Genomic DNA, 23,154 nt, shown 5'->3' on the forward strand with positions numbered 1-23,154 from the left:
GAAAACATCTGTTTGCATTTTAGGCATTTTTTTAGTTGCAAGTTAAGAAGGGGGAGCATGAATGGTCGAGCAAATCGATATGTCGGCAGGTTCGACAGGCGGAGGACAGGGGTCTTCAGGCTACGACGCGGACGACATTCAAGTACTTGAAGGGCTGGTAGCGGTACGGAAACGGCCGGGGATGTACATCGGCAGCACCAGCACTTCGGGTTTACATCATTTGGTATGGGAAATTGTCGACAATGCTGTCGACGAACATCTCGCCAAATTCTGCTCCAAAATCGATATCACGCTGCATAAGGACGGTTCTATTACGGTTCAGGATAACGGAAGGGGAATTCCGACAGGTATACATAAAACAGGGATTCCTACTCCCCAGGTCGTGTTTACGATTTTGCACGCAGGCGGAAAGTTCGGTGGATCAGGATACAAAAAATCAGGCGGTTTGCACGGTGTAGGTGCGTCAGTTACTAACGCATTGTCCGAGTGGCTTGAAGTCGAGATTTTCCGTGATGGCAAGATTCATCGTCAGCGATTCGAGTATTGGAAGGACAAAAAAGGGATTGAACATGTCGGTGAACCGGTCTCCGGTCTCGAAGTGTTGGGCAATACCAATCGGACAGGTACGAAAGTGACATTCAAACCGGATATTCGGGTGTTCCAGAATGGCATTCAATTTAATTATGATACATTGGCAGAACGCCTTCAGGAGATTGCTTTTCTGAATTCAGGTTTGAAAATTGTGCTCAAGGACGAACGTTCGGGCAATCAGGATGAATACATGTATGAAGGCGGAGCAAGCCAGTTTGTTGCTTTTCTTAACGAAAATAAAGATGTGTTGCATGATGTTATTCACTTCTATGCGGAGAAGGATGACATTGAAGTCGAAGTGGCAATTCAGTATAACGCGGGTTATACAGAGACACTGGCTTCGTTCGTGAACTCGATCCCTACTCGGGGTGGCGGTACTCATGAGACCGGATTCAGGGCTGCGTATACCCGTGTAATGAATGATTACGCACGGCGTACCAGCATGATCAAGGAAAAAGATAAAAACCTCGAAGGTAATGATCTGCGTGAAGGCATGATGGCCGTCATCAGTGTTAAAATGTCAGAGGTTGAGTTCGTAGGTCAGACGAAGGATCAGCTTGGGAGCGCGACTGCGCGGAGTGCTGTGGATTCGGTCGTGTCCGAGAATATTCAGCGGTTCCTGGAAGAAAACCCGCAGGTAGCGCAAACGTTAATTCGCAAAGCGGTGCAAGCCTCCAGAGCCAGAGAAGCAGCTCGCAAAGCACGTGATGATATGCGTACAGGCAAGAAACGCAGTGAAAGTTCCAACCTGAACGGTAAGTTAACGCCGGCGCAATCCAAGGATTTTACCCGAAATGAGTTGTTTATTGTCGAAGGTGATTCCGCGGGTGGTTCTGCCAAACAGGGACGCGACTCGAAGATTCAGGCGATTCTGCCCCTCAAGGGAAAACCGCTCAATCCGGAAAAATCGAAGCTGGCGGACATTCTCAAAAATGAAGAGTACCGCGCCATAACCGCGGCGATCGGGGCGGGCATAGGAACCGAATTTGCAGTTGAAGACAGCAATTATTCCAAAATTATCATTATGACCGATGCGGATACGGACGGCGCACATATTCAGGTGCTGTTGTTGACCTTCTTTTATCGTTATATGAAGCCTTTAATTGATGCAGGCAAAGTATATATTGCTCAGCCGCCATTGTACAAACTTACTCGTAAGTCTGGTAAGCTCGCGAGTGTTCGATATGCATGGACGGATGAAGAACTGGCGAATTATATGAAGGAATTCGGTAATAATGTTGAGCTTCAACGTTATAAAGGTCTTGGTGAGATGAATCCGGATCAACTGTGGGAGACAACAATGAATCCGGAAACTCGTGCGATGTTGAAGGTACAGATTGTTGATGCAGCAAAAGCAGAACGTCGTGTATCTACGCTCATGGGTGATAAGGTTGATCCGCGGAAACGCTGGATTGTAGAGAACGTCGACTTTACAGAGTACGAAGAATAGAAGGTGCTTGGAATGAGTCCATCAGAACAATTTATGCCGGCCTTTCTCGAAGAGGTCGTAGGGGACCGTTTCGGTCGCTACTCCAAATATATTATTCAAGATCGAGCCATTCCGGACGTCCGGGATGGATTGAAGCCAGTACAACGGCGTATTCTGTACGCCATGTACGATTCAGGTAATACGCCTGACAAGACTTACCGCAAGTCTGCCAAAACCGTTGGGGACGTAATGGGTAATTATCATCCACATGGTGACTCCTCCATCTATGAGGGCATGGTGCGGATGGCTCAACCATGGAAAATGGGCCATATGCTCGTGGACGGTCATGGTAACTGGGGATCACAGGATGATGACCCGGCAGCGGCGATGCGGTATACGGAGGCCCGTTTGTCGCCCATCGCGATGGAGATGCTTCGCGATATCGAGAAACGGACGGTTCTGTTTAAGGATAATTTTGATAATACAGCCAAAGAACCGGTTGTATTGCCATCCCGTTATCCGAACTTGCTGGTTAATGGTGTCAGCGGTATCTCCTCAGGGTTTGCAACGGAGATTCCTCCACACAATTTGCGTGAGGTCATTGATGCTTCCATCGCTGTGATGGAGAAGCCGTCGATTGAGCTGGACGAGATCATGATGTTCATGAAGGGTCCAGACTTTCCAACCGGCGGATTGATTATGGGTGGTGACGGCATCCTGGATGCTTATCGCACAGGTAAAGGACGGATCTATATCCGGTCCAAAACCGAGATTGAAAATATGCGCGGTGGCAAACAGCAAATTGTCATTACCGAAATTCCTTATCAAGTCGTGAAGTCGCGTCTGGTTACAGCGATGGAGAACATTAGACTTGAGAAAAAAGTCGAAGGTATTGCCGAAGTGCGTGATGAGAGCGGACGTGAAGGGCTACGGATCGTGGTTGAGCTGAAAAAAGAAGCGGACGCACAAGGTATTTTGGCTTATTTGCTGAAGAAAACCGACCTTCAGGTCACTTATAACTTCAATATGGTTGCGATTGTGAATAAAGCACCACAGCAAATGGGATTGAAATCAATTCTGGAGGCTTACATTGCCCATCAGCGGGAAGTTGTCACATTCCGTACCCGGTTTGAGCTGGAGAAAGCGGAAGACCGTGCACATGTGCTGGAGGGCTTGGTTAAAGCTCTTAACATCCTTGACGAGGTCATTGCAGCGATCAAAGCGTCCAAGAATCGGCAGGATGCTCAAAATAACCTGATGTGGATGTTTGGATTCACGGAACGTCAAGCGGATTCCATCCTTACTTTGCAATTGTATCGTTTGACGAATCTGGAGATTAATTCTCTGGAGAAGGAACTCGGTGATCTGATGAAAAAGATTGCGCAATTACGATCCATTCTGGATAGTGACCGCAAGCTTATCGGAGTCATCCGCAAGGAATTGATGGAGATTCGTGAGAAATACGGTATAGACCGTCGTTCTGCGATCCAGGGTGAAGTGGAAGAACTCAAGGTGAATCTCGAAGTACTTGTGAATGCAGAAGATGTATTTGTGACGTTATCCAAAGAAGGATACGTGAAACGTACAGGCATGCAGTCCTTTACACGTTCTGGTGGTGAACGGAGCGGAAGTGGTGTAAAAGACGGCGATTATATCGCTCAGGTTCTGGAAGTAAATACGCTTGAGAATCTGCTTGTCTTTACGAGGAAAGGTCAGTATTTCCTGTTACCTGTTCATCAGGTACCTGAGTTCAAGTGGAAAGACCCGGGCACAGCCATTGTGAACGTCATTCCTCTTGCGAAAGACGACCGTATTGCAAGTGTGCTTGCTGTGAAATCCTTTGAAGAGCCGAATCATAGTCTGGTCTTCGTTACACGAAGAGGACAGGTGAAGCGGACGGAACTGAAGGATTACGTTACCAAACGTTCCGGCGCAGTTGCAGCTTGTAAAGTGGGTAAGGACGATGAAGTGTTATCTGTACATCTGAGTACGGGTGACCAAGATATTATGTTGATTACAAAAGAAGCCATGGCGATTCGTTTCCGTGAGGATGAGGTCAATCCAATGGGACGTGTATCCGGTGGTGTTCGTGGCATTCAGTTGAGAGATACAGATGAAGTTGTATCCGCCCTATGGGTTGCAGGAGATGAAGGTGAAGTTGCCGTGTTGTCCGATTTGGGATATGGTAAACGTTCATTACTGCTGGATTATGCTGTGCAGAGTCGTGGAGGCAAGGGACTTGCCACATTCGAGTTCAAGGAAGGCAAACGCGTGAAACCGAATGGCAGTCGTATTGTTGGCGCTTTTTATTGCAAAGAGCAACGCAACATCACTGTCATGACCAAGGAAGGCCACGTGCATCCGATCTCTTCGGAAGGTGTTCCGATTACGGAACGCAAACATATTGGCAAACTGCTCGTTCCTGTGGATAAACAGGACGAGATCGTTGAACTTCTGAGGGACTTCAATGAGAATCAGCCAGCATCAACTTGATAAAGAGTAAGCATAAAAGACTTTTCGCAGCGCAGCTAATCCTGTCATGCGAAGAGTCTTTTTTTGTTGTTCGAAGGCGGATTAGAAGAGCACATCCATGCGAAGTTTAACAACCTTCGTCGATTACGGTCGATCGCTAGGAAAATGAAAAAAGGCAGCAGGAATGCGGCTTTGGAGGGCGAAAACTTAAGCAGGTGAAGTGATAACCGGTTGCAGAGAGGAGCGATGCAAGATGTATAATTCCGATTTTGCCAAGTGCTGGTCCAGACTAACCAAAGATTATAAACTGCATATGGATCAAGAGCTGGCCCCCTCATTGACGGAGGCTCAGCTAGCTGTCCTGGAGGTGCTTGAGGATCATCAGAAGATGAAACCTTCGGATCTGATTCCTTATCTGGCGACTACGCCAGCTGCCGTAACCATGCTGCTCGATCGGATGGAAAAGAATGATCTGATTCGCAGGAATCGGGATAATCAGGATCGACGCATTGTCTGGGTTTCTCTTTCCGATAAAGGAAGAATGGAAACAGAGCGGGGGATTTCCATCCGCAATGAATTCATGAACTCTGTTCTCAGTAACATATCGATGCACAATCAACAATTGCTGGTATATCTGTTAGGCAAAATGACAACACCTAAAACGAAAGAGCCTGCATTATCCACTTCGGTATAATACAATGCTGATTATTCTGAGTAACCATAGGAGTACCTGCTCGTTTCGTGCAGGAGCCCTATGGTTATTTTATTTACAAATTACATATGATACACATTGTGTCCAGGTTAGTTGAGGAAAGGGGCAAGGAAATCACACATTTTAGTATGCCCCAATATTATTTTGTTGATTTCATATGTAAAGAGTTGACTATGTAAATATTTTTGTTATAATAAATAATTGTTCCCCTGATATTTCGTGTACGAAATATTATATTCCATAAGTAAAAGGGTGAAACAATGACTGATACGTATGAAGTATTCTATATTATCAATTCGTTCCGCCAAGTGAATCAAATGCTTTTTCGAGCATTCTGGAATGAAAACAAGGAGATCGAGTTGACTTCGATTCAGTTTATGGTGTTATCCATCCTGAGGGAGCGTCCTTCCATCGGCATCAACGAAGTAGCTGAGCTATGCCATATGGGTAGCAGTTCCATGAGTGCTGTTGTGGAGCGGCTCGTCAAGGGCGAGTATATCGTTCGGACACGTTCTGATGCTGACCGCCGATCCGTTAAACTTCAGATCACGGATAAAGGGGAGCAGGCCCAACAGGAAACCCACCATCTGTGGATGGAGAGAGTGTCACCCATTCTGGATATATCGAAGGAAGACCTTGAGCACCTACTTAGAATTCATAGTCAAATGATTGAAAAGTTACAAGGAAGAGAGATGAACAACATATGAGCACGACTACTGCTGCAGCTCCATCCTCCGCGATGGACAACATCAAGAAAGGCCCGATTGTAGCGGCATTGTTAATTGGTGCCTTCGTGGCATTCCTGAACCAAACCCTGATGAACGTAGCTCTTCCTAAAATTATGGAAGACCTCGCGATCAATGCAAACAAAGCCCAATGGTTAACCACGGGTTACATGCTCGTCAACGGTGTACTGATTCCGGTTACGGCATATCTGATTGCGAAATTTTCAACTCGTCAAATTTTCATTACAGCCATGACTCTCTTTACCATAGGGACGTTAGTCTGTGGTCTTAGTCCAACCTTTACGATTCTAATGGTGGGTCGTGTCATTCAGGCTGCGGGTGCAGGTATCCTGATGCCTCTGATGACCGTTGTATTCCTGACCATCTTCCCGATTGAGAAACGTGGTCAGGCCATGGGAACCATGGGGATCGCGATGATTCTGGCTCCTGCGATTGGGCCTACACTTTCAGGTTATGTAGTTGAGCACTATTCCTGGAGATTATTGTTCTACATCATCTTGCCATTCTCTATTATTGCAACGGCAATTGGTATTGCTTTTGTCAAAAACGTAACACGCCAGTCCAGACCTAAACTGGATTATCCAGGCGTTATTTTATCTACACTTGGTTTTGGCAGTTTGCTTTACGGATTTAGTGATGCGGGTACTGATGGATGGGGCAGTGCAATTGTCATTGGATGTCTCGTGGTAGGTGCGATTTCCCTGATTCTGTTCGTTATTCGTCAATTGACAACAGATCATCCGCTCCTTGAATTCCGTATCTTCAAGTACAATATGTATTCTTTAACGACAATCATCAATATGCTTGTGACAATGGCGATGTTTGCAGGTATGATCCTGCTTCCAATTTTCCTGCAAAACATTCGTGGTTTCTCACCAATTGAATCAGGACTTCTGATGATGCCTGGTGCGATATTGATGGGGATCATGTCTCCGATCACGGGTCGCATATTTGATAAGGTAGGCGCTCGCTGGCTTTCAGTTGCAGGTCTTGCCATTACGGCAATTACAACATTTGGACTGAGTCGTCTGGCCATCGACACGACTTACGGTTACATGATGTTTATCTACACGGCTCGTATGTTCGGTATGTCGATGCTGATGATGCCGATCCAGACAGCAGGTCTGAATCAACTGCCTCAACGTCTGAACGCGCATGGTACTGCGATGTCCAACACATTGCGTACGGTTGCCGGAGCGATCGGTACAGCCATTCTCGTTACCATCATGAGCAGCAAGCTCAAAACACATCTGGCCGATGCAGTGGCTGCGGGTCAGGTTGATCCTACTGATAAGACAGCGATGATAGCTGCTACAGCAGATGCAACAATATATGGTGTTAACTATGCATTCATCGTGGCTACCGGAATGACCGTGGTTGCTTTAATTATGGCGTTCTTTATTCGTAAAACGAAACCAGCTGTTGAACCTGTTACTGTAGAACAGGAAAAAGCGACGGCTACCGCATAACAAATATCAGATAAAAGCTAAAAAAAGAGAACTCTAGCAGTTGAAAAGGGGTAGCCCCTAACTGCCTGAGTTCTCTTTTTTGGTGTGCTGAAATATGGAGAGAGGAATCTTATTCGGGCTGGATCGTTGGATCGATAAGAAATACAGGATCGGGCTCATGTCCGAACCGTTTGAGATTAATGGTTCCGTTTAGTTGGAACTCCACACCTTCGCTAATCAGTTCTGTTTCCTGCATCATGCGCGAGTGTTCATCCGGTATGGAGATTTCGCCTTTTGCGTTGACGACACGGTGCCAGGGCAGACGTTCCTTGCGGCTCATCGAGTGGAGGATTCGTACGACTTGTCTCGCGGCTCTTGGACTACCGGCATGGGCTGCAATCTGACCGTAAGTCATCACTTTACCTTCAGGAATCGCCGCAATAATCGCAATGACTTGTTTGGTAAACGGGGTCATCAAAATGTCTCCTCTCTGTATGTTAGGCATATAGCTGGAAATATTAAAAAACGTGTCGTCAGATACAGAATCTGAACGACACGTGATATGGACAGATCTAACCTGATCCTGTGTACTTATAGAGGTTGTTCAAAAGCTTTTTGGTACACTGCAGCAGGCCATTCTGCCCAGGGAAATTCTCTTGCAGGCAAGGATTGCAGAATGACTTCTTCCTTGGTAACTGGATGGGGGAAGGCTGCAATCACAGACCATAGCGCAATCTGTTGCCCGGGTTTATTCACGCTTGCACCGTACTTCTGATCCCCGTACAGAGGACAGCCGACTTCTTTCATTTGCACCCGAATCTGATGAGATCTGCCGGTGTGCAGTTCGATATGGACGAGGCTGTAACGGTCTGTCTCCCCAATAACGCGGTAATCGAGAACGGCATCCTTACCACCAGCTGTACCCTTAGGTACAACCGTAACAGTATTCGTGCGTGCATCCTTCAGGAGCGTATGTTTTAACGTTCCCTGTTGTGCAGGCAGCTTGCCATGTACAACTGCCGCATATATTTTACGGAAATGACGTCCCCGCACTGTCTCGGACAATCTCGAAGCTGCTTTGGATGTCTTGGCAAAGATCATTGCCCCTCCAACAGGACGATCAAGTCGGTGTACCAACCCGAGATAGACATTGCCAGGTTTGTTATATCGTTCTTTCAGATCCTGTTTCAGCAATGTAAGCAAATCCGGATCACCTGATGCATCTTCCTGGGTAGGTACATTGACCGGCTTCGTAATGCCTAATAGATGGTTGTCTTCAAACAGAATCGGAATTGCATCATGATCATGCCGATGTTCTGACATGATTAGGACTCCCAACGGCCCAGAATACCACAAGGCAGATCAAGACCACTGCGTGTGATCGGCAGCCCGATTTCACCTGCAGTAATGTCACCACCGTACTGAGCAGACATTGTCATGGTTAACATGTTACGCAGAACCGTGGAGGAGATACCCGTGGTGTAGGAGTTAACCAGCATGAATAATGGATTATCCGACAGGATTGTCATACATGATTTCAAGAATGGATAAAGGTTCTCTTCCAGTTTCCATGTCTCTCCATTCGGACCACGGCCATAAGAAGGAGGGTCCATGATAATGGCGTCATAACGATTTCCACGTCGTTGCTCCCGTTGTACGAATTTGAATACATCATCTGTAATAAAACGAACAGGGCGATCAGCCAGTCCGGATAATTGAACATTTTCCTTGGCCCATTGAACCATGCCTTTAGCTGCATCCACATGCACGACAGAAGCGCCTGCGTAAGCTGCGGCTACCGTTGCACCGCCTGTATAGGCAAACAGGTTCAAGACAGAAATAGGGCGTCCTGCATTGGAGATTTTATCCATCATCCAGCTCCAGTTGGCAGCTTGTTCAGGGAACAGGCCAGTATGCTTGAAGCTGGTAGGTTTAATGTGGAATTTCAGGTTTTCGTATCCGATCGTCCAGCGCTCGGGAATGGGCTTTTTCATATCCCAGTTACCGCCACCGGAAGAGCTGCGATGATAGTGACCATGCACTTGACGCCATTCATTGGTTTCTTGCTCAAGGGGCCAAATAATCTGTGGATCGGGTCTGCGTAAAATCACATCTCCCCAACGCTCCAGTTTCTCTCCGCCTCCTGTATCGATTACTTCATAGTCCTTCCAATTCTTAGCTACGTACATAATAATTTATCCATCCTTCAAAAGTCATTTGGATACTATTGTACAACAAAAAAGGGCTTGTACGCCAGTTGGGGGACGGGATCATTGGAGGAAGGTATGACATCGGACCTTAAAAGGGTGAAGGATGTTTAGCTGTGTTGAAATCCAATGTGCGCCATATATTGAAAAACAGAGATAATCAAAATTTAATTTGACAATGATAATCATTATCACATATGATTTTGTTAATTCAAATTCATTCTTTCTTCGGAGAGAATATTAACATGATCCAATTAAAGTGAGGGAAAAATAGATGGCTAAATTGTTAGTGGCTTATGCGAGCATGACGGGAAATACAGAAGAAATTGCAGAACTGATTGTGGAAGGAATTACACAGGGAGGACACGAGGCAGATCTGAAATCCGTAACGGATTGTAATGCATCCGATGTATTGGACTATGACGGATTCATGATTGGCGTCTACACTTGGGGAGACGGGGAGTTGCCAGATGAATTCCTGGATTTCTATGAAGAGCTGGATGAGCTTGACTTGAGCGGGAAGAGAGCCGCGGTGTTCGGAAGTGGTGATACCTCGTATGAGCAGTTCTGTGGTGCAGTTGATCTCGCTGCTGCCAAGCTGCAAGAGCGTGGGGCGGAGGTTTCTCCAGAGATGTTAAAAATAGAATACAGTCCGCTTGAGCAGGAGAAGGATTCATGCCGTGACTTTGGCAAACGCTTTGCTGCTGCCGGATTACAGGTGTCCTAAAGATCATGTTAAGACATAATATTCAGGCGGCGATGCCGGTCGGAAGGAATGACCTTCCTGCCCGCTTGCTTGAAGATTACAGATTGGAAGAAATGCTGCGCAGCCCAGACCGGTTCATCCGCCCTGAACCCGTATCTGAGCAGCGTCCTCCACTGCAATGGAGGCACCGTGTACAATATGCGGTGAGCCATGCGGTTAATGCCTTTTATAGCTTGGACCCCGATGTTCGCAAAGAAATACCCGTACAGTATTTACTTGAGAAGTGGTGGCCCAGAAAGACAGATGGTTTCGAGTCGGTACTCCATTACTGGGATGTGAAGAGCAAGATCACGGATGAATTGTCACTCGCCATTGCAATGAACGATGATCTGAAGCATCCAGCCATTCTATTTGAACAGTGGAGAACGGAGTTACCTTCATTATCCATGCATTTGTCGATGATATTTCAGGCGGCCTGGCAACCAGAAGGATGGGATTCGCTGCTTATTCAGAAATATATGGTTGTCCATGATCCGAACGTAGTTGAGGCGTTTCAGCATATGGTCAGTGCATTCTGCTGGGAAGCTTTCGGAAAATTACCGGGGATGATCGAGATATACTGCTTGTTGGAAGGACGCAAAATTAGGTACATCCCTGGACGCCAGTCTCTGATTCGTTCCATGGACTACATTCACTTGATACGTGATAGCATGCCGCAAGCAGAAGTGGTGGAGTCAGAACAGTTTACAACGCGTGATAAAGTGCGCATACACGAAGAGGTGGATCGCTGGAGAACGGAAGCCGTTGAACCGAAGAAAACATGGTTGATGTGAAGGCGGTTGAAGGATAAAGATATATCATGCAGATAGAGGAGGGAAAGTAGCCATGTCTACCGGTCTAAGTCAAGATATAAGCAGCGGCAAAAGACGTGCAGGAACTTGTGAATTCAGTCCGTTGCCAGTACCCCAGTCGGTTATACGAAAGTTGCTTGATGAAGCAGATCCTTCATTATATGTGATGAGTTCAGAACCTTGGAGGTTTATGTTGTTTGCAGGCGAAGGGCGACAGCTATATTTGGAAGCGGTCAGACAGAGCTATCCACCCCATCTGGCTGATCGTTACGGCGATTGGGCTACATATCAGTACACGGAAGCGATCCCTACCCATCTGGTTGTGGTAGCGCCTGTGAATGCCCGTGAGGATAATCTTCTGCCGGCCAAAGCCTGGAGCAAACGTTTCAGTATTCTGGCTGCGGAACAGGGGTTGAATGCTGTCTGGAAGATCAATGATTATCAGCAACATCCTGTATTTATGAATCTGATGGGTTTGACAAGTGCAGAGAAGGTGTTAGGTGTATTCCATATCGGTTACGGAGACCAGCCTGGATTGCGGGATGTCGATGCAAGCAGACCGGCCTCTGAACTGATGACGGTCTATGACCATCTGGTATAAAATGAATCTTTGGTTCTCTTATTTGCTGGTATTGGTTAGAAAATCACGAACGAGCTTACGATTTGTCTGATCTTTGTTATATACGGAGTATAATCGATTGGATACGGTAAGGACATTGCCAAAAAAGAATCGTTCGAATTGAGTCTGTCTGCCTCCGAATGATCCAGCCCCAAGTTCCCAGATCAGACGGAACAGAGCGTTGCGTTCATAAGAAGCCATATCGTTCCCTTTCAGATAGATATTCAATGAAGGGGCGATATCGGATTGAAACTCTTCTTCCTGAGGGATCATAATTACCCCACTCGAACCCAAAAGTTGCAGAGTTTCAATCATCTCAGGATAAAGTTTCGGGAAAAGAAGATTGGCTGCCATCAATGGTTTGGGTGCAGGTAATACAAATCCTCTTCCATCTGGTATCGCACCTGCCTCCGCAGCCAAAGCCAATGCTTTTAATGATTCAAGACCTGCGAACAGACGTGCAGTTTTCTCAATAACATGTGCTTCCGTATTCAGATCGAGAGTATCCGTGAGAAGCTGAATTGTACCGAGGACAAATTCCGTCTTGGCAATATAACGACACAATACCTGATGACCTGCGTGAATATGAAAGTTACTACCACTGAAGAGACGTGAGGACATCTCCTCACTTCCTGCAAAAAATATTCGTTCATGTGGAACGAGTACCCGGTCAAAGATAACGATATTGTCCATTTCTTCATATCTGGAACTCAGTGGATAGTTGGTGTGAGATTCGGCTGCATAGGTATCCCTGCATACCAGACTGATTCCTGGAAGATCATTGGGGACAGCAAAAGAGAAAGCAAATGGATTTTCGTCATCAAATGGGGCAGGAGAAGGTGACGGATAGACAAAAATCTCATCCGAAGTGGCCGCTTGTGTAGCCATCATAAATGCTCCGCTAATAATGAGACCTTCTTCGGTACGATCTACGACTTTTGCTGCAATAGCATCCTCAGTGGCATCCAATTGCCCTGACATTTTGCTGGCATAAGGCTGAATGAAGGCATGAGATAGCGTAATATCATGATCACGGCAGTAGGCATAATAATTCTTGAGATTTTCTGCATATTGGGGAGACAATTCGTTCAGAAGATCGGCACCTGTGTAAAAGGACATGATGGCTGTATTCATGTAATCGGGTGAGCGTCCAAGAAAGCCATGATGGACATTTGCCCAGATATTCATCCCTTCCCGTCGTTTGCGGAGGTCGTCGGCACTGGTTGGGGGAAGGAAGGATATGCCCACAGGTTTTCCATCGGCCGGAGAGGCATACGTCATCATTTCCGTAAATTTAGGGTCAGATTGCAGATCATACATGTACATCTGAGTCTCCATTAAACCAGCAAATGCTACATGTTCAGAGCGTTTTCCAGTAATAAGGTTACCTTTGTACCAGCAAGGGACGGATTGTGCATCAATTCGTTCACGATACTGTGTGCCACTTTTAACAGGCATTGTTATTCACCTCTTGGTTCTAATCGTTCATGGGCAGATTGACTTCTTACGTAGTGTACGTAGGTGATCTGTCCAATGTGCATTTAAGAGGTGAGAAGGATTTTTACAGATTAGGGCTTGATAATAATTATCATTCTTGTTAAAATAGACAAAGAAAAAAGGAACCGGTAAGGGCTCCTTTAGGGAATTACACGAGATTACTTATTTTACTTCAAAAGTCTTACAGTCTGTTTCAGCAGACTGACTTGCTTCTTTGGAACTGTGGCTTACGATGTAGATTGAAGAAGCATTACATTTGTTCTCTTGAGCCCAGTGACGACAGGAATTAACTTCACACAATACGTCTTTTGCCATGATTGTTAACCTCACTTTAATTGGATTACATTCGTTGGTATAAAGAATCCAGATGTAGCAAGTTGCCGCTTGCGAATATGGAAAATTTTTGCTCTCACGAAAATTGGAGGGCTTTTTTGCGTTATACACAACGATGCATATTTAGAATAGCAAATTTTATTGAAGCTTGCAACCAATGACTACCTTCTGTGGCAGAATAGTGGACGTGCTTTGGTTAGATTTGCAAAAAGGCATTAGTATGTTATTATTTAATAGTAATAATTACGATTAAAATTTATTGGATTCTATATAACTTGAATCACGGACTTAAACTATAAGTGAAGGAGCATTTGTTACATGAGCAAAATGAACCATATGAACCGGATTCCACGAGCAAAAGGGATCGATATGGCTGCTTTTTACACACCCAAAGAGTGTAGGCGCAAAGCCCAGCATATTGTATTTTCCGCTGAAAATGAGCGTATCATTAATGAATTCATCACCATTCTGGGCATGAAAGAGAAATTCAGAGAGCATGATGTGTCCATCCCCAATAAAATGGTCATGTTCGGGCCACCTGGTACAGGAAAAACATTAACGGCATCACATCTGGCAGAGCGGCTTGATTTGCCACTGGTACTCGTGAGATTAGATGCAATTATTCATAGCCATCTTGGGGAGACGGGCAGTAATGTTCGCAAGTTATTCGAATATGCGCGATTGAATCCCTGTGTGTTATTTCTAGATGAATTTGATGCCATAGGTCGCACGCGTGAGAGTAATGATGAAGTAAAAGAGATGGCTCGTGTCGTCAATACGTTGTTGCAGTGTCTGGACGAATTCGATGGGGACAGTATTCTGGTGGCTGCAACGAATCTGGAAACCCAACTGGATCATGCCATATGGCGGCGTTTTGATACGAAGATGACCTATGGTATGCCTGATGATTCAAGTCGCAGATTGTATATCAGCAAGTTGGTTGGGACATTTGAACAGGAGACCCGGCTGGAAGATTACATATGTGAACGCCTGGCAGGGTGCAGTTATGCGGATATAGAGCAGATCGTTTTGAAAGCAAAGCGGAAAGCGATCATAGCCAGCAGTTTACTTCATAAGCAACTGATCTCGGATGCGTACGATGAATATAGGCCACGTGTATTAGAGTGTTGACTGAAAAACGCTGGAATAGCCCAGTCTCCTGAATGGAATTCCTGGGCTATTTGTCATGTTAGTGTTAGCATGTTGCGTTACACTTTAACGGCTGCTCCGTATGCTTTTTCCGTATTCACGGCTTCTTGACTTGCAGTCCAGCGTGGCAGGCTCAATCTGAACGTGCTGCCTTCCGGACTACTGGAGAGAAGTGTCAGTTCACCGCCTTGTTCCTGAGCGAGTAGCCGGCTATATGTTAAGCCTAGACCCAGGCCGCGGTTACGACGTTTCTTGAGTTCTCCACGATAGAAGCGTTCGAAGATCTTGGGTTGGTCTTCGGACGCGATGCCTGTGCCGTTGTCCTTGACATCAACGTATAACATCTGTTCTTCTGCGCGTAGATAAATATCGAAGACAGCCTTTTGTTCAGGAGCTGTGGCATGAAGTGCATTATTGAGCAAATTAACAATGATCTGCTGAATGCGGAGAGCATCCCCCATGGTAAAGAAGTTAATTGAAGGGGTGTGCAGCTGAACCTCTGGCATTTTATCCTCATACGCAATCTTCCACTGATAGATGATCTCACCAACTAACAGCTTCAGATCCGTCCGTTCCTTGCGAACCGTAACACTTCCTGCTGCCATGGCGTTATAATCCAGCAAATCTGCGACCATACGCTCCATGCGTTCAGATTCCTTCAAAGCGATATCCAAAAATTCTTTTCCTTCCTGTGGACTCACAACATCGTCACGTACTGCCATTACGAGCCCCTTGATGGAAGTTACCGGTGTCTTGAGTTCATGACTTACCCCTGCCAGCGAAAGTGTGCGCCATTCTTCAAGTTGTTGGAGACGAGAGGCCATATCGCGGAATGAATTAACAAGTTCATTGATCTCACGCTCTCGTGTATTCAAGTCAAGACTCACATCATAATTGCCACCTCGAATCTGTTCAGCTGCATAGGCTACCTGACGAATAGGTCTGGATAACTTATTGGACAGGAGATAGATTGTGAACCATCCGCAGAGGATTAGTCCTCCGAGGATTAGAGCCACGAGCCATATGGTCTCTGGACCAAATGTAATGGATTGTTTGGACTGCATGACCCACACTTTACCCAAGGTTTGATCGCCCTCGGATATGTTGACCGTTACACCTGCATATTTGTTGTTTCGCGGTTCAAGATAGTCGTCTGATAGTCGATATTGTACATCTTTTTGCTCCATTTTAGGCTGGGAAAAAATCAATTGATTGTTGTTGTCCAAGATCATCACACAAAAATAATGATCTGTATTAAATAGTTTCTCTCGCTTGGTTACCAGTCTGTCCAGATCGGGTGGAACCCGTAGTATATTATTTTCACTGGTCACATGATCTGCGATCTCCAGACCCAGCAGTTCTGCAGTTTTGAGGCTTTTCTCAATGGAAGTTGTTCGAATCCAGTAGAGTGCCCCAGCCACAATAATTGTGAAACCAATACATAAAATCAGAAAATATCGCAGTGTCCAGTGTGAAAGAATGGATATCGTTCGTTTCGGTTTCTTCTGTTTCAGTTGGCTATCCAAAATTGATACCCCATTCCTCGCAACGTCCGAATTTCTCCTGTCTCTGGCGACCAGTGGGAGAGGGCTTGACGCAGTCGTTTAATCGATAGATCCACAGCACGGTCACTGCCATCATAGTCCATCCCCCATACCTGTTCAATAAGGTGATCCCTGGTAAACGTACGATTTGGATAATCGGACAGGAAGAACAGTAATGAGAGGTCACGAGGTGTGAGTGCAACTTCTGCACCGTTCAGCAGCACCTGCTTGGCAGCAAGATCAATGACGAGATTTCCAAAGGAACGTTTCTCTTCGCCGCCTGAGGTCCAATGTGGATTACGGCGCAACACCGCATTAACTCTGGCGACCACTTCTTCCGGTACAAAAGGTTTGCTCATATAATCGTCAGCACCGGCATTCAATCCGTTGAGACGATCTGAAATGTCATCCAGTGCGGTTAGCATGATCACGGGACAAGCACTTTTTTCACGAATAATCCGCAGCAGATCCCATCCATCCATTCCTGGCAGCATCACATCAAGTAATACAAGGGAAGGTGTTACGGTATCAAAAAAGGTAAGTGCAGTCGGTCCATCTGCTGCATGATGAACTTCGAATTCTGCTTTTCTCAGATAAGCAGCCAGTACTCGTGCAATAGCTTGTTCATCCTCGACGATAAGTATGGATTTCAAGAAAAGCGTTCTCCTTTCATTTCATAAACTTGTACTGATTTTACATGAGCCAGAGCGTAAAGCCAATCCTGTATTACGGATTCGAAAAAAATATGGGCCTTGTCTTTTCTTGACTTCTTCCTGACACATTCAATTGATATGATCCATTCAACAACCAACTTAAACAATGATGCACTGGAGGAAATAGAGATGAACAAGAAAGCAAAAGCATGGCTCATAACAGGTGTAGCGGCTGTTGTCGTAATCGGTGGCGGTGGATACTATCTCAGTAATAGCTATTTGGGGAACAACGTGGAGATTGAGCAGGTGATTCCTGCGAGCACAGCGACTTCCACAACTACGGTAGACAGCACAGGAACGGCTATAGCCAATGAAACTGCGGGAGCAGAGCAATTGAACGGAGACTGGAGCATTAGTGAAGGTTCCAAAGTATACTTCTCTGTAACTACTTCGCAGGAGACCGTTAACTTTGTGGACGAGCAGGTAACAGGCAATTGGACTATTAATGTAGACGATGCTGCTCAGATGAAAGCAGAAGGACAGATCGAGATGGATGGAATTGATTCCGGGAATGGACAGCGTGATGGTCACGTGAAGCAAGCGGATTTCTTCGACATTGCTACATATCCGCAAGCAACATTTACAGCGACTTCATTTGAAGGGGTACCTGCAGAATGGCCTGTCGGTCAAACGGTTGATATCAAGATGAAGGGTACTTTAACCGTTAGAGGTATTGAAAAAGAAGTCACTTTTGATGCAAAAGCGGCTTATGAGAATAACGAAGTTTTGTTGTCAGCGACATCGATGGTAACCTTCGAAGATTTCGGAATGGAAAATCCGCACTCGGTTGTGCTTTCGACAGAAAATGATATTCAGGTACAGCTTGAATTAAAACTCTCCAAATAAGTATAGCAACGATCATATATCTAAAAATCTGTTCTGCATCCGCATTCCGGTGCACGGACAGATTTTTTTGTTTCTTACAAATCGTGGATTCTTATAGTGTGCGTTGTCATATGGTTGTCATATGAATGAAAATTTAAGATGCTGTGAAACTACGAGATTTGGATTTTATTGATGACGAACCTAACACTCATCTAAGTATAGTTTTGTGGGACATTGGACCAGTGCACATTAAACTAACGTAGAAACGTTAGTGTATAATGACAACAAGAAGCGGCCGATTATTGTGAATCAGGCCAAAAAAACAGAAGGGGTTACGGGAATTCATCTAGAGGTCAGCTAATGTATGTGAAGTACTCTAATATCTGGAGTGCTTCACTGTATTTAGTGAGATACGAGTGAGCATTTTTGCCCAAAAGGGCAATCAGACATACCCATTTGTACGATGCAAAGGAGGGGTAGATAACATTAAGATGAGGTAATAACTGAATTAACTCTCTTTCGCGCTTTTACAAATCTTTAGCATAAGTATCGGATAAGTCGTTAACCATATACCCAAAAAAGGGAATATAAGCTTTTATTGAAAAATTTTCAAAAATCATTGTACATATTGGAACTGAGGTGAACTTATATGGTTGTTACTAATAAGAATAAACTTGAGACTATACATGAACTATTTGAAACAAGAAAGCCCATCTTGATCTGGTTAATCTTTGTATACGCAGGATCTGTTACGCTTCAGTTTCTGGATGATCCTAGAGTGATTAGCAGTTTGGTATTCACGGGACTATTTATTCTCCACGCCGCGTTGCATTGGTTTTCTTATCGGGTTAACCAAAGACATTTTTGGTTTTATTTCGGAATACAAGGGATTTTAATTTACTTGTGCGCTATCCTTTTCCCCGGAAGTTATCAGGCAGTGTTAGTTGGGTTGCTCCCCGTACTCATTGCTCAAAGTTTAGGTTTTTCTTTTCGAATTAGCAGGGTGATATTTATAGCTTTAATCAGTGTTATTATATTTTTTGATTCTGCCTTAACCGTGGGAGATACCAAGGAACTGATAGTATTTATTCCAATGTTTGTGATGATGTTAATTATCGTAATCGCTTATGGAATCCTATTTTTTCGTCAAGTACATGAACGAGTCAGATTGCAAAAGTTTTTGAATGAATTGCAAGTGGCTCATCAAAAAGTCGAAGAACTTACATTGTCCAATGAACGGCAGCGAATGGCTAGGGACTTACATGATACTCTTGCTCAAGGAGTCGCGGGTCTAATTATGCAATTGGAAGCTTCTAATGCACACATGATGCAGGGGAATACAGAGAAGGCTCATAACATTATAATTCAATCCATGCAGCAAGCACGTAGAACACTGGCTGAAGCACGTAGGGCAATAGATGACCTTAGAACTAAATCAGCACCTGATATCGATTTTAAGGAAGCGATTGAAGATGAGGTGAGACACTTCAGACATTCCACGGGCATTCAGGTAGACTGCCATGTACAACTGAATCAGCTACTATCCAGAGTTGTGATGGAACATAGTCTGCATATCATCAGAGAAGTGTTGACGAATGTTGCACGCCATGCCAAAGCAAATGTAGTAAAAGTCAGTGTTATCGTCTCGAACAATCAACTTCAGATTGAAATATCAGATAATGGAAAAGGATTCAATCCTGATGCGATCGGAAAGGAACCAGGTCACTATGGGTTACTTGGGATCCATGAGCGAGCAAGATTGATTGGTGGACAGATTGAGATCGAGAGCAGCCTAGAAGGTACAACTATAACGATGTCAATGACAATTCATGAAGGAGGTCAGCATGAGCCCTTATAAAATTATGTTGGTGGACGATCATTTTGTAGTGCGTGAAGGACTGAAGCTCATATTAGAGACTAGCGAAAAATATCAAGTCGTAGGGGAAGCCGTAAATGGCCAGGATGCCCTTGAGAACGTTGAGAAGCTTCAGCCAGACATCATTTTAATGGATCTGAATATGCCTGTTCTGAGTGGACTTGAAACGATGAAGGAATTTAAGAAAAAAGGTCTTACGATCCCTATTATTATCCTGACTACGTATAATGAGGATGAAATGATGATTAACGGGTTGGCTTTGGGAGCCAAAGGATATTTGTTAAAAGACACAAGCAGAGAAAGCTTGTTCAGAAGCATTGATTCTGCAATGCGAGGGGAAATGCTTTTATCTGAGGAGATGCTAGAGCGAGTGATGGCCGCTAAATTAAAATCGCAACAAGAGGTCAAGGAAGATGTCAAACTGTTGAGCGATAAAGAAAGCTACATTTTGCAATGCGTGGCTAAAGGCTATAAAAGCAAAGAAATCGCATTCGATATGAATATTGGAGAACGAACAGTCAAAGCTCATCTAACGAATATATACAATAAATTGGGGGTAGATTCTCGATCACAGGCAGTAGCAACTGCGCTGGATCGAGGTATTCTGAAACTATAAATGTTAATCAACGCTAACCAGCATGCAGGGTACCTACCTGCATGCTTTTTACGTTGTCATCTATCTAGTTACATTTATTGCATATGATGTAGATGGTATCCACAAAAGAAAATATGAGCGTGTTACATCTTTCCCCAAAGGGCAGAATTGAATGCCCATTGGGACGATGTTGCTAATCCAAACTAATTATAAAATAAGATTATATTTAAGAGATAGAGCAGAGGAGACGATACTGACATGGCAAAAATGTTATACAGACTGGGATTTTGGTCTGCCAAGAACCGTATTAAGGTAATCATCGGAACAATAATGGTGATGTTAATTACCTCAATGGTAGCAATGGGGATGGGGCCAAAGCTTACTGAAGAAACTACGATACCCGGGTTAGAATCAATTGAAACGATGGGACAGATGTATCAGGAGTTTCCTTCAATGATAGATAGTAGTAAAGCAATTCAGCTGGTGCTCAAGGCGCCCGCAAACGAAACATTATCATCTGAAAAGGTGAAACAACTGATTGAAAAACAACTTCAGAGCATATCCAAAGATCCTGCTGTAACTGAAGTGTCTGGCCCATATGATAATGAATCAATGAACACCGATGGCACGATCGCTTATGCGACAGTCTCTTATAACAAGGCTGATGGTGATGTTAGTGAGACGTCTAAAGAATATGTAATTCATGCTGCAGATGATTTACGGAATGCCGGACTGCAAGCTGAGCTCACGGGCGCAGGTTATGTAAAGATGGAGATTGGTGGAGCTACAGAAGGCATTGGTATTCTAATTGCGTTAGTTATACTTTCTATTGCTTTCGGATCTGTCCTAACTGGAATCATTCCGATTCTAACCGCAGTCATTGGTCTTGGAACGGGTGTAATGCTAATCATTCTGGGATCTAATTTCCTGGATACACCTTCCTTTGCATTGTCATTGGCAAGTATGATTGGACTTGCAGTGGGTATTGATTATGCACTATTTATTATTTCAAGATATCGTCAAGAACGTGCAAAAGGTTTTGAGAAAAGAGAGGCTATTGCTATAGCTAATGGTACAGCAGGTAGTGCAGTTGTTTTTGCAGGAGTAACCGTAATTATTGGACTTGCAGGTATGGCAGTTGTTGGAATTCCTTTTCTCACAGCCATGGGAGTAGCTGCTGCACTTTGTATTTTTGTAGCTGTACTAATTGCAGTAATTACAGTGCCGGCCGTTCTTGACGTAATGGGCGGAAAGATCAAAGTTAAGCCGATAAAGGATTCTAAGAAATTAAATCAGTCCCGAGGAAATCTATGGGGTAGATTGGTTACAGGACGACCTTGGATCACAGTGATTCTAGGATTGGTTCTTCTCTCCACGATATCGGTACCCTTTCTACACATGGAAACAGGGACTATGGATGATGGATTAAAATCAACCAGTATGACGGAACGACGAGCATACGATTTGTTATCTGAAGCATATGGCGTAGGATACCACAATCCTCTGATGATTCTTGTCAAAACGGATGGAAGTGCTGAAGCTGGGGCTAATGTGGCAAAAACAGTGGAACAACTTAAAACCTATCCGAACATTGGGGTGGTTGCCGATCCGGTTACAGGCGCATCCGGAAAGGTATCTTTGATTAACATTATTCCAGCTACGGGGCACGCTGATGTGGAAACGGTGGAACTGGTAAAAACAATTCGCAGTCATATTCCTGAGATTGAACGTCAGAACCATGTGGAACTACAAATAACGGGCAGTACGGCAATTAATATTGATATCTCTCAAAAACTGAACGAAGCCTTACCTAAGTTCTGTATCATAATCGTTAGTTTGGCCTTTATCCTGCTAGTCATGGTGTTTCGCTCCATCTTGGTTCCAATTAAAGCAGTACTCGGTTTTGTTCTCTCACTCGGAGCTACGATGGGATTTATTACCTACGTTGTTCAGGATGGACATTTCCAAAATCTCTTTGGTTTCAGTGGACAATCACTTGTGCTTAACTTCTTACCAATAATGGTTGTGGGAATCCTGTTTGGACTGGCTATGGACTATGAAGTGTTTTTGGTTAGTCGTATGCGTGAGGACTTCAAAAAGCATGGTGATGCCAAACAATCTGTACTCGCAGGAATTAAGCATAGTGGGGGCGTAGTTACAACTGCTGGGTTGATCATGATATCCGTATTTGCAGGGTTTATGATGACAAATGATCCAAGTATTAAGGTTATGAGTTTTGCCCTACTCTTTGGTGTATTGTTTGATGCCTTTATTGTTCGGCTATTTATTGTCCCGGGTGTGATGATGCTTATGGGTAAATCGGCTTGGTATTTGCCGAAATGGTTAGATCGTCTTCTTCCGAACTTGGATGTTGAGGGGGAAAAGGTAATGGAAATCGTTGAAAAACGTCATCAGAAACGTGCGAATCAGCATGATCTATTTCCAGAGCCTATAAATAGAGCAGAGGTGTAAATCAAAGATGGCAGGTTTCGTGATGAAACCTGCCATCCAATGTTTTGTCGAGAGGTTAATCTCGTTTTTCTATTCTAAAAGATTGATTACGTTGTAAGGGAGGGAGGTGCTGCTCCTTCTCCTTTTTAATAATTTTAGAGGATGAATGGTATGTACAAACGAAATGAAGGCGCGGACATCAGATTACAACATCGATCCTATGAAAATTTGTGTTTGTTTAGTTTTATTCTCCTGTTGAAAAGTATAGTCGCATGGTCCGTTGTATTTCATGATGGAACGAATTGGACTATCGTTCAAACAGAGCTTCCTTTTTTTATCCTGGTGTTCAGCCTAATTGAATGGTTTGCAGCCAAGAGGAAGATCTTATAC

20 protein-coding genes are annotated in these 23,154 nt (G+C 44.5%); 13 read left to right on the top strand and 7 right to left on the bottom strand.

The annotated features are described in order from the left end of the window. The first annotated feature begins 61 nt into the window (after positions 1 to 61). The 5 genes from parE to ACX9NY_RS05075 all read left to right on the top strand — a co-directional run bounded on the left by parE (position 62) and on the right by ACX9NY_RS05075 (position 7,419). On the top strand, positions 62 to 2,041 hold the full coding sequence (gene parE, locus ACX9NY_RS05055; protein WP_253438346.1) for a DNA topoisomerase IV subunit B: 1,980 nt from the start codon (positions 62 to 64) through the stop codon (positions 2,039 to 2,041). Positions 2,042 to 2,053: 12 nt separating this feature from the next. Beyond that, on the top strand, positions 2,054 to 4,513 hold the full coding sequence (gyrA, locus tag ACX9NY_RS05060; RefSeq protein ID WP_339235046.1) for a DNA gyrase subunit A: 2,460 nt from the start codon (positions 2,054 to 2,056) through the stop codon (positions 4,511 to 4,513). Between the two features lie 232 nt (positions 4,514 to 4,745). Further along, positions 4,746 to 5,186 carry a MarR family winged helix-turn-helix transcriptional regulator gene (locus tag ACX9NY_RS05065; RefSeq protein WP_472477356.1) on the top strand — a complete coding sequence of 147 codons (441 nt, stop codon included), beginning with the start codon at positions 4,746 to 4,748 and terminating at the stop codon, positions 5,184 to 5,186. A 278-nt stretch (positions 5,187 to 5,464) separates the two neighbouring features. Continuing rightward, positions 5,465 to 5,911: a MarR family winged helix-turn-helix transcriptional regulator gene (locus ACX9NY_RS05070; protein ID WP_062835118.1), complete on the top strand. Its 447-nt coding sequence runs from the start codon at positions 5,465 to 5,467 to the stop codon at positions 5,909 to 5,911. Continuing rightward, a complete protein-coding gene (locus ACX9NY_RS05075; RefSeq protein ID WP_124116268.1) occupies positions 5,908 to 7,419 on the top strand; it encodes a DHA2 family efflux MFS transporter permease subunit in 1,512 nt (503 codons plus the stop codon). The genes ACX9NY_RS05070 and ACX9NY_RS05075 overlap by 4 nt, the downstream gene beginning before the upstream one ends. A gap of 109 nt (positions 7,420 to 7,528) precedes the next feature. Here the strand turns inward: ACX9NY_RS05075 and ACX9NY_RS05080 are convergent, their stop codons facing one another. The 3 genes from ACX9NY_RS05080 to ACX9NY_RS05090 form a co-directional block, all read right to left on the bottom strand. Then, positions 7,529 to 7,873, bottom strand: coding sequence for an MGMT family protein (locus ACX9NY_RS05080; RefSeq protein ID WP_253438335.1), 345 nt, complete (start codon positions 7,871 to 7,873; stop codon positions 7,529 to 7,531). A gap of 116 nt (positions 7,874 to 7,989) precedes the next feature. Beyond that, on the bottom strand, positions 7,990 to 8,721 hold the full coding sequence (locus tag ACX9NY_RS05085; protein WP_472477359.1) for an RluA family pseudouridine synthase: 732 nt from the start codon (positions 8,719 to 8,721) through the stop codon (positions 7,990 to 7,992). Between the two features lie 2 nt (positions 8,722 to 8,723). Next, positions 8,724 to 9,587, bottom strand: a complete 864-nt coding sequence (locus ACX9NY_RS05090; protein ID WP_017687801.1) for a class I SAM-dependent methyltransferase — start codon at positions 9,585 to 9,587, stop codon at positions 8,724 to 8,726. Positions 9,588 to 9,879: 292 nt separating this feature from the next. On the opposite strand from ACX9NY_RS05090, the gene ACX9NY_RS05095 reads away from it, so the two are divergent. Genes ACX9NY_RS05095 through ACX9NY_RS05105 form a run of 3 tightly spaced genes read left to right on the top strand, consistent with a single transcriptional unit; the run spans position 9,880 to position 11,763 of the window. Beyond that, positions 9,880 to 10,332: a flavodoxin gene (locus ACX9NY_RS05095; RefSeq protein WP_339235037.1), complete on the top strand. Its 453-nt coding sequence runs from the start codon at positions 9,880 to 9,882 to the stop codon at positions 10,330 to 10,332. Between the two features lie 5 nt (positions 10,333 to 10,337). Then, a complete protein-coding gene (locus ACX9NY_RS05100) occupies positions 10,338 to 11,144 on the top strand; it encodes a hypothetical protein (protein ID WP_472477362.1) in 807 nt (268 codons plus the stop codon). A gap of 52 nt (positions 11,145 to 11,196) precedes the next feature. Next, complete coding sequence (locus ACX9NY_RS05105; protein WP_339256068.1) at positions 11,197 to 11,763, top strand: nitroreductase family protein; 567 nt, start codon at positions 11,197 to 11,199, stop codon at positions 11,761 to 11,763. Between the two features lie 18 nt (positions 11,764 to 11,781). Here ACX9NY_RS05105 and ACX9NY_RS05110 read toward each other — a convergent pair whose 3' ends face one another. Both ACX9NY_RS05110 and ACX9NY_RS05115 read right to left on the bottom strand, forming a co-directional pair. Then, a complete protein-coding gene (locus tag ACX9NY_RS05110; protein ID WP_339256067.1) occupies positions 11,782 to 13,239 on the bottom strand; it encodes a 4-hydroxyphenylacetate 3-hydroxylase family protein in 1,458 nt (485 codons plus the stop codon). A gap of 201 nt (positions 13,240 to 13,440) precedes the next feature. Next, positions 13,441 to 13,593: a DUF1540 domain-containing protein gene (locus ACX9NY_RS05115; RefSeq protein ID WP_074095586.1), complete on the bottom strand. Its 153-nt coding sequence runs from the start codon at positions 13,591 to 13,593 to the stop codon at positions 13,441 to 13,443. A 336-nt stretch (positions 13,594 to 13,929) separates the two neighbouring features. On the opposite strand from ACX9NY_RS05115, the gene ACX9NY_RS05120 reads away from it, so the two are divergent. Beyond that, positions 13,930 to 14,742 (top strand): AAA family ATPase, encoded by an 813-nt coding sequence (locus ACX9NY_RS05120; RefSeq protein WP_339235028.1) that lies wholly within the window; start codon positions 13,930 to 13,932, stop codon positions 14,740 to 14,742. Between the two features lie 77 nt (positions 14,743 to 14,819). On the opposite strand, the gene ACX9NY_RS05125 is transcribed toward ACX9NY_RS05120, so the two are convergent. After that, entirely contained in the window at positions 14,820 to 16,286 is a 1,467-nt protein-coding gene (locus ACX9NY_RS05125) for a HAMP domain-containing sensor histidine kinase (protein WP_472477365.1), read from the bottom strand. Beyond that, positions 16,271 to 16,957 carry a response regulator transcription factor gene (locus ACX9NY_RS05130; protein WP_339235023.1) on the bottom strand — a complete coding sequence of 229 codons (687 nt, stop codon included), beginning with the start codon at positions 16,955 to 16,957 and terminating at the stop codon, positions 16,271 to 16,273. Before ACX9NY_RS05130 ends, ACX9NY_RS05125 begins: the two co-directional genes overlap by 16 nt. Positions 16,958 to 17,146: 189 nt before the next feature. Here ACX9NY_RS05130 and ACX9NY_RS05135 point away from each other — a divergent pair, with 189 nt between their 5' ends. From ACX9NY_RS05135 to ACX9NY_RS05150, 4 genes are all read left to right on the top strand, one after another. Beyond that, positions 17,147 to 17,863, top strand: a complete 717-nt coding sequence (locus ACX9NY_RS05135; RefSeq protein ID WP_339235020.1) for a YceI family protein — start codon at positions 17,147 to 17,149, stop codon at positions 17,861 to 17,863. A gap of 628 nt (positions 17,864 to 18,491) precedes the next feature. After that, positions 18,492 to 19,700 (top strand): sensor histidine kinase, encoded by a 1,209-nt coding sequence (locus tag ACX9NY_RS05140; RefSeq protein WP_339235018.1) that lies wholly within the window; start codon positions 18,492 to 18,494, stop codon positions 19,698 to 19,700. Beyond that, entirely contained in the window at positions 19,687 to 20,334 is a 648-nt protein-coding gene (locus ACX9NY_RS05145) for a response regulator (RefSeq protein WP_307534972.1), read from the top strand. Before ACX9NY_RS05140 ends, ACX9NY_RS05145 begins: the two co-directional genes overlap by 14 nt. Before the next feature lie 237 nt (positions 20,335 to 20,571). Further along, a complete protein-coding gene (locus ACX9NY_RS05150; protein WP_472477368.1) occupies positions 20,572 to 22,785 on the top strand; it encodes an MMPL family transporter in 2,214 nt (737 codons plus the stop codon). Positions 22,786 to 23,154: the final 369 nt, after the last annotated feature.

The organism is Paenibacillus sp. CB74 (assembly GCF_055687625.1).

Coding starts and splice junctions, on each gene's coding strand:
- ACX9NY_RS05135 (WP_339235020.1), top strand. CDS start 17,147: ATGAACAAGAAAGCAAAAGCATGGCTCATAACAGGTGTAGCGGCTGTT.
- gyrA (WP_339235046.1), top strand. CDS start 2,054: ATGAGTCCATCAGAACAATTTATGCCGGCCTTTCTCGAAGAGGTCGTA.
- ACX9NY_RS05070 (WP_062835118.1), top strand. CDS start 5,465: ATGACTGATACGTATGAAGTATTCTATATTATCAATTCGTTCCGCCAA.
- ACX9NY_RS05140 (WP_339235018.1), top strand. CDS start 18,492: ATGGTTGTTACTAATAAGAATAAACTTGAGACTATACATGAACTATTT.
- ACX9NY_RS05115 (WP_074095586.1), bottom strand. CDS start 13,593: ATGGCAAAAGACGTATTGTGTGAAGTTAATTCCTGTCGTCACTGGGCT.
- ACX9NY_RS05085 (WP_472477359.1), bottom strand. CDS start 8,721: ATGTCAGAACATCGGCATGATCATGATGCAATTCCGATTCTGTTTGAA.
- ACX9NY_RS05080 (WP_253438335.1), bottom strand. CDS start 7,873: ATGACCCCGTTTACCAAACAAGTCATTGCGATTATTGCGGCGATTCCT.
- parE (WP_253438346.1), top strand. CDS start 62: ATGGTCGAGCAAATCGATATGTCGGCAGGTTCGACAGGCGGAGGACAG.
- ACX9NY_RS05095 (WP_339235037.1), top strand. CDS start 9,880: ATGGCTAAATTGTTAGTGGCTTATGCGAGCATGACGGGAAATACAGAA.
- ACX9NY_RS05120 (WP_339235028.1), top strand. CDS start 13,930: ATGAGCAAAATGAACCATATGAACCGGATTCCACGAGCAAAAGGGATC.
- ACX9NY_RS05110 (WP_339256067.1), bottom strand. CDS start 13,239: ATGCCTGTTAAAAGTGGCACACAGTATCGTGAACGAATTGATGCACAA.
- ACX9NY_RS05145 (WP_307534972.1), top strand. CDS start 19,687: ATGAGCCCTTATAAAATTATGTTGGTGGACGATCATTTTGTAGTGCGT.
- ACX9NY_RS05065 (WP_472477356.1), top strand. CDS start 4,746: ATGTATAATTCCGATTTTGCCAAGTGCTGGTCCAGACTAACCAAAGAT.
- ACX9NY_RS05150 (WP_472477368.1), top strand. CDS start 20,572: ATGGCAAAAATGTTATACAGACTGGGATTTTGGTCTGCCAAGAACCGT.
- ACX9NY_RS05090 (WP_017687801.1), bottom strand. CDS start 9,587: ATGTACGTAGCTAAGAATTGGAAGGACTATGAAGTAATCGATACAGGA.
- ACX9NY_RS05105 (WP_339256068.1), top strand. CDS start 11,197: ATGTCTACCGGTCTAAGTCAAGATATAAGCAGCGGCAAAAGACGTGCA.
- ACX9NY_RS05075 (WP_124116268.1), top strand. CDS start 5,908: ATGAGCACGACTACTGCTGCAGCTCCATCCTCCGCGATGGACAACATC.
- ACX9NY_RS05100 (WP_472477362.1), top strand. CDS start 10,338: ATGTTAAGACATAATATTCAGGCGGCGATGCCGGTCGGAAGGAATGAC.